Genomic DNA, 10,582 nt, shown 5'->3' on the forward strand with positions numbered 1-10,582 from the left:
CCCAAGGTGGGGGCGGGGAACTTCCGTGAAGAGCCCACGCTAGTCGCTAAAGTGAACATCACACATTTGTGAGTCCAACAATCGGGGACCAGTTCCGTGTGGAGTGGCGGGGCTTTCGAGTGTGGCACTTAGACGCTGGGGGCGATTTCCGGGATGCGGGGCTTGGCGTTGCCGGCGAAGGTGAACTTCGCGTCGTCGCCTTCGCCTTCGACATCCACCACGACGATGTCGCCGGGGTGGATCTCGCCGAACAGGATCTTCTCGGAGAGCTGGTCCTCGATCTCGCGCTGGATGGTGCGGCGCAGCGGCCGGGCACCCATGGCGGGGTCGTAGCCGCGGGTTGCCAGGAGCACCTTGGCGGCCTTGGTCAGCTCGATGCCCATGTCCTTGTCCTTGAGGCGCTTCTCCAGGCGCGTCACAAACAGGTCCACGATCTCGATGATCTCGTCCTGGGTGAGCTGCGGGAACACCACGACGTCGTCAACACGGTTCAGGAACTCGGGGCGGAAGTGCTGCTTGAGCTCCTCGGTGACACGGGCACGCATGCGGTTGTAGCCGGTCTGCGTGTCGGTGCCGGACTGGAAGCCGGTGGCGACGCTCTTGGAGATGTCCCGGGTACCCAGGTTGGTGGTCATGATGATCACGGTGTTCTTGAAGTCCACCACGCGGCCCTGGGAGTCGGTCAGGCGGCCGTCCTCGAGGATCTGCAGCAGCGAGTTGAAGAGGTCCGCGTGGGCCTTTTCCACTTCGTCGAACAGCACCACGGAGAACGGACGGCGGCGGACCTTCTCGGTCAGCTGGCCACCCTCTTCGTAGCCGACGTAGCCCGGAGGGGCACCGAAGAGCCGCGAAACGGTGTGCTTCTCGGAGTATTCGGACATGTCCAGCGTGATGAGGGCATCCTCTTCACCGAACAGGAATTCCGCGAGTGCCTTTGCCAGTTCGGTCTTGCCGACGCCGGTGGGGCCGGCGAAGATGAACGAGCCACCGGGGCGCTTGGGGTCCTTGAGGCCTGCACGGGTACGGCGGATGGCCTGGGAGAGTGCCTTGATGGCCTCGTCCTGGCCCACAACGCGCTTGTGCAGTTCCTCTTCCATCTTGAGCAGGCGCGAGGATTCTTCCTCGGTCAGCTTGAAGACAGGGATGCCGGTGGAGTTGGCCAGCACTTCGGCGATGAGGTCCTCATCCACTTCCGAGATGTCGTCCATGCCGCCGGACTTCCACTGGCGTTCCTTCTCCGCGCGCTCGGAGATCATCTTCTGCTCCTTGTCGCGGAGCGAAGCTGCACCTTCGAAGTCCTGGGCGTCGATGGCGGATTCCTTCTCCATCTTCAGCTTGGAGATCCGCTCGTCCATTGCCTTGAGCTCCGGCGGAGCGGTCATGCGGCGGATGCGCAGCCGGGCGCCGGCTTCGTCGATCAGGTCGATCGCCTTGTCCGGCAGGAAGCGGTCCGAGATGTAGCGCTCGGCGAGGCTGGCGGCGGAGGCCAGGGCGCCGTCGGTGATGGTGACGCGGTGGTGTGCCTCGTACCGGTCGCGCAGGCCCTTGAGGATCTCAATGGCGTGTGCCACGGAGGGTTCCTTGACCTGGATCGGCTGGAAGCGGCGCTCCAGGGCGGCGTCCTTTTCGATGTGCTTGCGGTACTCGTCCAAGGTGGTGGCGCCAATGGTCTGCAGCTCGCCGCGGGCCAGCATGGGCTTCAGGATCGAGGCTGCATCGATGGCGCCTTCGGCGGCACCGGCACCCACAAGGGTGTGGATCTCGTCGATGAACAGGATGATGTCGCCGCGGGTGCGGATCTCCTTGAGTACCTTCTTCAGGCGCTCTTCGAAGTCACCGCGGTAACGGGAACCAGCCACCAGCGAACCAAGGTCCAGGGTGTAGAGCTGCTTGTCCCGGATGGTCTCCGGAACGTCGCCGCGTACGATCGCCTGGGCAAGGCCTTCGACGACGGCGGTCTTGCCGACGCCGGGCTCACCGATGAGGACAGGGTTGTTCTTGGTGCGGCGGGAAAGGACCTGCATGACGCGTTCCATTTCCTGCTCGCGGCCGATGACCGGGTCCAGCTTGTTCTCGCGCGCAGCCTGGGTCAGGTTGCGGCCGAACTGGTCCAGGACCACGGAGCCGGCGGGTGCGCCCTCGGGCTGTCCGCCGCCGACGCCTGCGCCGGTGGTTTCCTTGCCCTGGTAGCCGGAGAGGAGCTGGATGACCTGCTGGCGGACCCGGTTGAGGTCGGCGCCGAGCTTGACCAGCACCTGGGCGGCAACGCCTTCACCTTCGCGGATCAGGCCGAGCAGGATGTGCTCCGTGCCGATGTAGTTATGGCCCAGCTGGAGGGCTTCGCGCAGCGAGAGCTCCAGTACCTTCTTGGCACGTGGGGTGAAGGGGATGTGGCCGGAGGGAGCCTGCTGGCCCTGCCCGATGATCTCCTGCACCTGCTCGCGAACGCCGTCGAGCGAAATGCTCAAAGACTCAAGAGCTTTGGCGGCAACACCCTCACCCTCATGGATCAGACCCAAGAGGATGTGTTCGGTACCGATGTAATTGTGGTTCAGCATGCGTGCCTCTTCTTGGGCAAGCACAACTACGCGACGGGCACGGTCCGTAAATCGCTCAAACATTTCGCCACACTCCTAGCTACGACGTACTTTGATGCTACGTGGCCGGTCCTGAGTTGTGGAGCGTGTTCGCCACAGGGGAAACCGGGTGTCTTGCGGGAATACCGGCCGCAGGAAGCTGCAGCACGGCGGACCGGGCCCGCAGGCGCAGAAAATAGCAGGGCAGGGCAGCTATTGAACCGCGCACCGCATGGAATAGGGCTGCGGGGTTTGGACAGCCGGGAAACGCCCGAATGGCGTCATTATGAACAACCGCCGGTTGCACGTGCAGCTTCCCATATCAAAATTGAAAACCCCGCCCCGCCTTGCGGCGGTAAGCGGGGTTTCAGTGGAGCCGAAGGCAGCCCTAGGAATTTGCCTTTTGGTAGGCTTCCTGGATTTCGGCTTGAATTCGGCCGCGGCTGTTAACGGTGTAGCCGTTATCCCGCGCCCATTGCCGGATTTGCGCCGAATCGTGGCTGCGGCCACCGGCTGGTGCCTTTGCCCGCTGCGCACGGCCGCCGCCGGACGCCTTGCGTGCTGCGTTGATGAACCTCTCCAGTGAAGACCGAAGTTCAGCGGCATTGGCTGCCGACAGGTCAATCTCGTAGTTGACCCCGTCGAGGCCAAACTTAACATTCTCGTCCGCGGATCCCCCATCCAAATCATCAACGAGGATGATGTTTACTTTCTGTGCCATTAAGGTCTTCCTCTTGCTGGAAAGTCGGTTTTCAGAAAAGCAGGATGTTTCCCAAAAAAAGTATGACTCTTATCTTGGCAACGCGTCAAAGCGCCTAATGGTTCCCTGGGGATAAACCGTGGAAACAGGGGGTTTTGTTATTTGGATTCGGGGTCCGGCCGGTCCGCGGGAGGCACCGGACGGGCATCTGCTTCGGCCTGGGCAGCGGCCTCCGCCTGCCGCTCGGCCTTGTCCGCGTTGAAGATCGCCTTCATGGCGAACCAGAACAGCAGGCCCACCACCAGGGAGGGAAGGATGACTGCTACGTATTCCATGGTCAGTGCCCTTCGGGCTTCAGGAGGGGGAACAGGATGGTTTCGCGGATGCCGGCGCCGGTGAACAGCATCACCAGCCGGTCGATGCCCAGGCCGATGCCGCCCATGGGAGGAGCGCCGTACTCCAGGGCGCGCAGGAAGTCCTCGTCAAGCTGCATGGCCTCCACGTCGCCGGCGGCCGCGTGCAGGGACTGCTCGGTGAGCCGCTCGCGCTGGATGACGGGGTCGATCAGCTCGGAGAAGGCGGTGCCGCGCTCCATGCCGCCGATGATCAGGTCCCAGGCCTCGATCAGGCGGCCATCCTCACGGTGCGGGCGGGCCAGCGGCTGGGCGGAGGGCGGGTAGTCGTAGACGAAGGTGGGGTTGAGCAGGGTGGGCTCCACGATTTCGCCGAAGAGTTCCACCACCAGCTTCTCGGCGTCCCACTTGGGATCCACCTTGACGTCGTGCTTGGCTGCGATTTCCCGAAGCACCTCAGCGGAGGTGTCCGGCGTGATCTCCAGCCCCACGGCGTCGGACAGTCCGGGGTAGACCGGCAGCCAGGCCCAGTCGCCGTCGAGGTTGATCTCCCCCGCCTCGGTCTGCAGGACGCGGCCGGCGCCCACGGCGTCGGCGGCGTCGAGGATGATCTCCTTGATCCGCTCGGCCATGATGAACTGGTCGGCCCAGGCCTCGTAGCACTCAAGGGTGGTGAACTCCGGGCTGTGGGTGGAGTCCACGCCCTCGTTGCGGAATACGCGGCCCATGTCGTAGACGCGGTCGATGCCGCCCACCACTGCACGCTTGAGGTACAGCTCGGTGGCGATGCGCAGGGTCATCTTCTGGTCGAAGGCGTTCATGTGGGTCTCGAACGGACGCGCCAGCGCGCCGCCGTGCACCAGCTGCAGGATGGGGGTTTCCACCTCCACGTAGCGGTGGCGGAACAGGGTTTCGCGGATGGAGCGGGTGATCGCGGCGCGGGTGTAGACCATTTCGCGCGCCTCATCGCGGACCATCAGGTCCACGTAGCGCTGCCGGACGCGGGTTTCCTCGTTGAGGTCCGCGTGCAGCACCGGCAGCGGGCGAAGGGCCTTCGAGGCCATGGACCAGGAGTCGGCCATGATGGACAGCTCGCCGCGGCGGGAGGAAATGACCTCACCCTTGATGAAAACGTGGTCGCCAAGGTCAACCAGGGCCTTCCAGTCGGCGAGGGCTTCCTCGCCGATGTTGGCCAGGCTGAGCATGGCCTGCAGGCGCGTTCCCTTGCCGTCGGTGCCGCCCTCCTGCAGGGTGGCGAAGCAGAGCTTGCCGGTGTTGCGGACAAAGACCACACGGCCGGTGACGCCCACGATGTCCCCGGTGGTGTCGTCCGCCTCGAGGTGGGCGTACTTTTCCCGGATCTCGGCGAGGGAATGCGTCCGCTCCACTCCCACGGGGTACGCCTCCGCGCCGCGCTCAAGAAGTTTGGCGCGCTTTTCCATGCGGATCCGCATCTGCTCGCTGGCGTCTACGGGCTCTGGGGCGTTCTTGGGCGCGGGGGTGTTTTGGGAAGTCACAATCATCAAGTTTACCGGGACTTCAAAACCCGGATTCCCAGCTGCCCCGCAGGCTGGGGCCCTACGATTGGGCGGGTGAAAGAACGGCTACTTCCAACGCACGACGGCGGCAGGCTGGCTTTATACAGCTACGGCACGGAGGATGCGCCCGGGGAACAGCGGGTGCTGCTGATCGGCGGCGCGTTCCTTACGGCCCTGATCTACCGTCCGTTCTCGATCGAGCTGGCGAAGGGCCTGGGTGAAGGCTGGGCGGTTGACGTCTATGACCGCCGGGGCCGCGGCAATTCGACCGAACAGCCCCCGGACTATTCCATGGCGACGGAAATCGAGGATGTCCGGACCGTCCTCGCCGCCACCGGCGCACGGAACATCCTGGGCCACAGCCTGGGCGGATCCGTGGCGCTGAACGCGGTGCAGGAGTTCACCGGGAGCGGCTTTGTACCGGACAAGCTTGCGGTCTATGACGCGGCGGTGAACATTGACGGCAGCATCGACACCAGGTGGCTGGACGGGTTCGAGGATGCCGTGAACAACGGCAGGGTGGGCCATGCACTGGCCCACATGAAAAAAGCAACCAGCGCGGGCTCCGCCATGGCCAGGATCCCGGACCCGGTACTGGCGGGCCTGATGGCGATACTGTCCCGTACCAAGGTCAACAGGATGTTCCGCCAGGTCATGCCCAGCGGCGTGGGCGAGCTGAGGGCCGCGTACGACGAGAAGGACCACGCCCGAGACTTCAGCGTGCTCCCTCCCTGCACCCACTTCATGGCCGGCGGAAAGAGCCCCAGCTACTACAAGGTGACGGCGGAACGGCTCCACGCAGCGGTCCCGGGGAGCACCTACCAGTTATCCCCCAAATGCGTCCACGGTTCCATCCCGGCTGCCGTCAAGGAACTGGTGGCGGACATCTCGGCGTACTTCAAGGACGAAGGTCCGGGCGGGAATCCCCGCCCGGACACCCCTGACGCTATCCCCGTTCCCCGCGGCTGAACCCGGCGAGCGCCACCTCTCCGAGGCCCCGCCACACAGTCCGCGGCTTCGGTGCCACACTGCGGTCGGCCAGCCAATCCCCCCATGCGGTGATGTCTTCCCCGTGCCGGGCGGCAACGGCGTCGCAGGCGAACCCGACAGCAGTGGAACCATCAGCGAGCTCAACGGACCCCAGCAGCATGGGTTCGGGGAGTGCTGCCAGGAACGTCCCCAGGGCGGCCGGGGACAGCAGCCACCGCTCCCCCACCAGCTCGGCGCCGTCGTCGGACCGGTACACGCCCGGCTTGGGCGGCACCGTGTCCAGGGTCACCATCCGGTAGCGCGGAGCCGTCCGAACCGGGCCATCCCAGAATGCGCCGAGCTCCTCCAGTTGCGGCGCCAGCGGCTGCCCCTTGCGGTGCGCACCCACCACCACCAGAGGTACGGCACCAGCCCCCGCGGCCAGGGGCCAGGAAGTTCGCACGGTCCGTGGCCGCGCTTCCTGCCGGATCCCCGGGAACCGAAGGCCCGGCAGGAAGCCGGCTGCACGCCGTCGCGCTTTACGACGGCACCCAGCTATGCAGTGCCCGTTGGAACCTGGGCGTCCTGTACCACCTGCCGGAGGTGCGGAGCACCCGCTTTGCCCGGTTCCTCAGCGATCGGCAGGAGCTGCGGCGGCTGTACGGGGAGCTGGGCGGGAGCCTGCCGGCGACCCCTAAGGGAACGGACGGAGGCGACTTCACCTTCCGGCTTGTCGAATCCCTGATCTACCTCCGGGCGGATGGGGCGGTTGGTCCGGAGTCGGCCATGCAGGCTGCGGACGCCGGGCTCATTCTTTGCGGGCTTGGCCACGATCTCCCGGCCATCCGGGGCGCCAGCCGGGCCCTCATCGACGGGCTGGCCTGAGCCAGGGCGTCCGTTACACCCGCGTCCCTTACGCCCCACCGAGTTTGCTCAGCTAGGCTCGGAGCATGACGCGAGAGAACATCAGGACCCCCGACGGCGGCACGATTGAGCTCTTCTCCACCGGCGCGGAACTTGCCACGGCAGGGTCGGGAGTGGTGGTGGTACCGCCCTCCATGGTGACGGCCGCCGACTACACCAAATTTGCCCAGAAACTGAGCGCAGCCCTGGGCCGGCCGGTGCACACGTTCAACCGTCGCGGCCGCGGCTCATCGTCCCCGCAGCCCGAGGATTACACACTGGACGTGGATATCCGGGACCTCGATACCGTCATGAAGCACACGTCCAGCACGGACGTCTTTGGACACAGCTTCGGCGGCGCGGTTGCCCTGCACGCCGCGCGGACCCTTCCGGTGGAGCGACTGGCCGTCTACGACCCCGCGGTGTCCGTAAACGGCAGCGTGACCGCCAACTGGATTGGGGAATACGAGAAGGCGATCGCCGCCGGCGACGACGACCGCGCCCTGGCCGTGATCCAGCGAGGCCTGGAGGCAGGCGGTTCCTTCTCGTCGCGCATGCCGCTCTCCATGCTGACGCTTGCCAACAAGCTGACAGCGGGCACCACGGAAGGCAAGCAGCAGCGTGAACTGATGCGCACCGGCGTCCGCGAGATCAGGGCCATCATTGCTGCGGACATGCCTGCCGAACCGTTCCAGGCGCTGCCCTTGGAGACGCTGATTGTGGTGGGTGAAAAGAGCCCGGCGTACTTCGGCATTGCCTGCGGCCAGATCCACGATGTCCTGTCCGGTTCCAGCTACACCATCCTGCCGGGCTTCGGCCACGACGGCGCCATCAAGGCTCCGGACAAGCTGATCAAGGAACTGAGCGACTTCTTCGCCGGCTAGTGTCGCCGGTTGAGTCAGTGCGCGCCGTGCCCTGCCGTAGCGCCTTCGGTCTTGCGCATCATCGCGGACAGCACGACGGCGGCCAGGGCTATGACGGTCGCTGTCATGAAGGCGGCGCTCATTCCGGCGACCAGGCCGGACGCGGCACTCACCACCGCGAAGATAGACACCAGCAGCGCGGTGCCCGCGGCGCCGGCCACCTGCTGCGTGGTGCTCATGATCGCCGAACCATGGGAGTAGAGGTGAGGGGGCAGCGGGTTGAGTCCAGTGGTGAAGGCGGGGGTGAACAGCAGCGCGAGGCCGAAACTCAACCCCACGTGAAGGGTGATGATCCACCAGACTGCCGTGCCGGCGTCGAGCATTGAAAACTGCCAAAGTGTGGCCACCATCAGCAGGGACCCCGTGACGGTCAGCGGCAGCGGGCCCACCTTGTCGAACGCGCGGCCAATGACCGGGCCAAGCAGGCCCATGGCAAGGCCGCCGGGAAGCAGCGCCAGTCCGGTTTCGAGCGAACCGAGGCCGCGCACCTGCTGCAGGTAGAGCGGCAGCAGGATCACGCCGCCGAACAGGGCCATCATGGCCACCACCATCAGCAGGACCGAGACGGTGAACATCCGGAAGTTGAAGGCCCGCAGGTCCAGCAGCGGCGCGGCGGCCTTCTGCAGGCGGACCTGGCGCAGGACGAATACCGCCAGCGCAGCGACGCCGATGGCCAGGGCAGCGATGGCACCTATACCAGGCCCCGCCTGGCCGCCGTGGCCGGCGCCGATCTGGCTGAGGCCGTAGACCAGGCCGCCAAAGGCCGGGACGGTGAGGATAACCGACAGGACGTCCAGCTTCCCCTTTTCCGCCTCGCCCACGTTGGTGAGGTATTTCGCCCCAATGGCCAGCGCGGCAAGGGCCACGGGCAGGACGAAGACGAACATGAACCGCCACGTGAAGTGCTCCAGGATCAGGCCGGAAACGGTGGGCCCCATAGCGGGGGCCACTGAGATGGCGATACTGACGTTCCCCATGACCGCGCCGCGTTTGGACAACGGAACCAGGGTGAGGATGGTTGTCATCAGCAGCGGCAGCATGATGGCGGTGCCGCCGGCCTGGACGATGCGTGCCAGCAACAGGACTTCGAACCCGGGCGCCATGGCCGCAAGCGCTGTCCCGCCCGCGAACAGGCCCATGGCAAGCATGAAGACCGCCCGCGTGGAGAGGCGCTGGAGGATGAATCCGGTGGTGGGGATGACCACGGCCATGGTGAGCATGAATCCGGTGGACAGCCATTGGACGGTGGGCGCATCCACGCGGAGGTCCACCATAAGCCGCTGCAGGGCGACATTCATGATGGTCTCGTTGAGGATCACCACGAACGTCGCCACCAGCAGCGTACTGATGATGGTCACGGACTCCCGGGACATCTTCTCCGGGGCAGCAGGCCGGGATCCTTGGTTTTTGACGGACTGGCCGCTGGCGTTGGGAGAGGTCTCGGTAGACATGGGTGTTCCCTCAGGGGTGTTTTAAGAGTGATGCGCGGTCGGCGCCGCTGCAGATTCCAACACTCTACCCGCTGGAGTAATTCCTCCGCATGGGTTCTTTTTACCCCTGAGGGAACATTAGGGATTTGCTTTAGGCGGTCTGCCCTGCGTGCTGGCCTTCGGAGATTTCTTCCACCAGCTTGTTGTTGAACGCCGGGAGGTCATCAGGGTTCCGGCTGGTCACCAGACCCTGGTCCACCACCACTTCCTGGTCGGTCCAGTTGGCGCCCGCGTTCTTGAGATCGGTTTCCAGGGTGAAGTAGGACGTGACGTTGCGGCCCTTGATCACGCCAGCCTCGATCAGCAGCCAGGGACCGTGGCAGATCGATGCCACCGGCTTGTGCTGCTCAAAGAAGCTGCGGGTGAAGTTTTGGGCGTCCTTGTCGACGCGCAGGTGGTCTGCGTTGACGACGCCGCCGGGAAGGACCAGCGCGTCAAAGTCGGAGGCGTCGGCGTCGGCGACCGTTATGTCGACGTCGAAGGTATCGCCCTTCTCCGTGCCGTTGTAGCCCTGCAGCTTGCCGCTCTTTGGCGCAACCAGGGTGGGCTCGCCGCCGGCGTCCTTAACAGCCTGCCAGGGGCTGGTGAGCTCTACCTGCTCCACTCCATCAGTGAGCAGGAATGCGACCTTCTTGCCTGCGATGCTGTGCTCTGACATTGTTCCTCCTCGCCTGAGGCGGCCCGCGGCCTTTAGGCACACGGCATGCCGCCCGAGAGTTGATTGCCTGACGCTTTCCAGCCTAGGAAAGTAAAAAGTAATAAGCAAGCTGACTATCTTTCCCGATGGCGCTGCCACTGCGGACTTCCGCGGCAAATGTGCCGCGTTCGACGCGTAGGTTCCTCCTGCTGCGCGCTACGCATTTCCGCGGCGCAAATTACTCGTCGCGCCGGGTGCTTGGGCTGCGGAAACGAACCTGCGCAGCGGCAAGGCGTACGACGGCGGCGCGCGGCTTTTTGGGGAGCGGCGCCATGGGCTGCGCGGGCCGGGCGCCCAACGATCCCCCAGCCACGATCCCCTCGTCTGCCGGGTCTGAATGATGCTCCTATAGCTGTCAATTGGTGTTGAGCCAGTCTGAGTAGCGTTGGAAGAAGTGGTCGTCGCGGGTGAGTCCGCGCTCGAATCTGGACAG

Annotated in this window: 10 protein-coding genes; 3 read left to right on the forward strand and 7 right to left on the reverse strand. The window is 65.0% G+C overall.

Translation table 11 applies throughout. The annotated features are described in order from the left end of the window. Positions 1 to 128: 128 nt before the first annotated feature. The 4 genes from AB0313_RS21605 to lysS form a co-directional block, all read right to left on the reverse strand. The gene (locus tag AB0313_RS21605) at positions 129 to 2,621 is read right to left on the reverse strand and encodes an ATP-dependent Clp protease ATP-binding subunit (protein WP_141944445.1); all 2,493 of its coding nucleotides are present in this window, start codon (positions 2,619 to 2,621) and stop codon (positions 129 to 131) included. Positions 2,622 to 2,964: 343 nt separating this feature from the next. Then, positions 2,965 to 3,297 carry an Lsr2 family protein gene (locus AB0313_RS21610; protein ID WP_141944448.1) on the reverse strand — a complete coding sequence of 111 codons (333 nt, stop codon included), beginning with the start codon at positions 3,295 to 3,297 and terminating at the stop codon, positions 2,965 to 2,967. Positions 3,298 to 3,434: 137 nt separating this feature from the next. Further along, a complete protein-coding gene (locus AB0313_RS21615) occupies positions 3,435 to 3,611 on the reverse strand; it encodes a hypothetical protein (protein WP_307309557.1) in 177 nt (58 codons plus the stop codon). Between the two features lie 2 nt (positions 3,612 to 3,613). Further along, positions 3,614 to 5,152 (reverse strand): lysine--tRNA ligase, encoded by a 1,539-nt coding sequence (gene lysS, locus AB0313_RS21620; protein WP_307309555.1) that lies wholly within the window; start codon positions 5,150 to 5,152, stop codon positions 3,614 to 3,616. Between the two features lie 69 nt (positions 5,153 to 5,221). On the opposite strand from lysS, the gene AB0313_RS21625 reads away from it, so the two are divergent. Next, complete coding sequence (locus AB0313_RS21625; RefSeq protein ID WP_366308338.1) at positions 5,222 to 6,136, forward strand: alpha/beta hydrolase; 915 nt, start codon at positions 5,222 to 5,224, stop codon at positions 6,134 to 6,136. Here AB0313_RS21625 and AB0313_RS21630 read toward each other — a convergent pair. Further along, positions 6,114 to 6,599, reverse strand: a complete 486-nt coding sequence (locus tag AB0313_RS21630) for a hypothetical protein (RefSeq protein ID WP_366308340.1) — start codon at positions 6,597 to 6,599, stop codon at positions 6,114 to 6,116. The two genes, AB0313_RS21625 and AB0313_RS21630, sit on opposite strands and share 23 nt — an antisense overlap. 5 nt (positions 6,600 to 6,604) lie before the next feature. Here AB0313_RS21630 and AB0313_RS21635 point away from each other — a divergent pair, with 5 nt between their 5' ends. Then, positions 6,605 to 7,021, forward strand: a complete 417-nt coding sequence (locus AB0313_RS21635; protein ID WP_366308342.1) for a hypothetical protein — start codon at positions 6,605 to 6,607, stop codon at positions 7,019 to 7,021. Between the two features lie 65 nt (positions 7,022 to 7,086). Continuing rightward, complete coding sequence (locus AB0313_RS21640) at positions 7,087 to 7,923, forward strand: alpha/beta hydrolase (RefSeq protein WP_307305452.1); 837 nt, start codon at positions 7,087 to 7,089, stop codon at positions 7,921 to 7,923. A gap of 14 nt (positions 7,924 to 7,937) precedes the next feature. Here the strand turns inward: AB0313_RS21640 and AB0313_RS21645 are convergent, their stop codons facing one another. Beyond that, on the reverse strand, positions 7,938 to 9,413 hold the full coding sequence (locus tag AB0313_RS21645; RefSeq protein ID WP_366308344.1) for a DHA2 family efflux MFS transporter permease subunit: 1,476 nt from the start codon (positions 9,411 to 9,413) through the stop codon (positions 7,938 to 7,940). A gap of 130 nt (positions 9,414 to 9,543) precedes the next feature. Then, positions 9,544 to 10,110 (reverse strand): type 1 glutamine amidotransferase domain-containing protein, encoded by a 567-nt coding sequence (locus tag AB0313_RS21650; protein WP_366308346.1) that lies wholly within the window; start codon positions 10,108 to 10,110, stop codon positions 9,544 to 9,546. Positions 10,111 to 10,582: the final 472 nt, after the last annotated feature.

It is taken from the genome of Pseudarthrobacter sp. NPDC080039 (assembly GCF_040702335.1).
GTDB lineage: Bacteria > Actinomycetota > Actinomycetes > Actinomycetales > Micrococcaceae > Arthrobacter > Arthrobacter enclensis_A.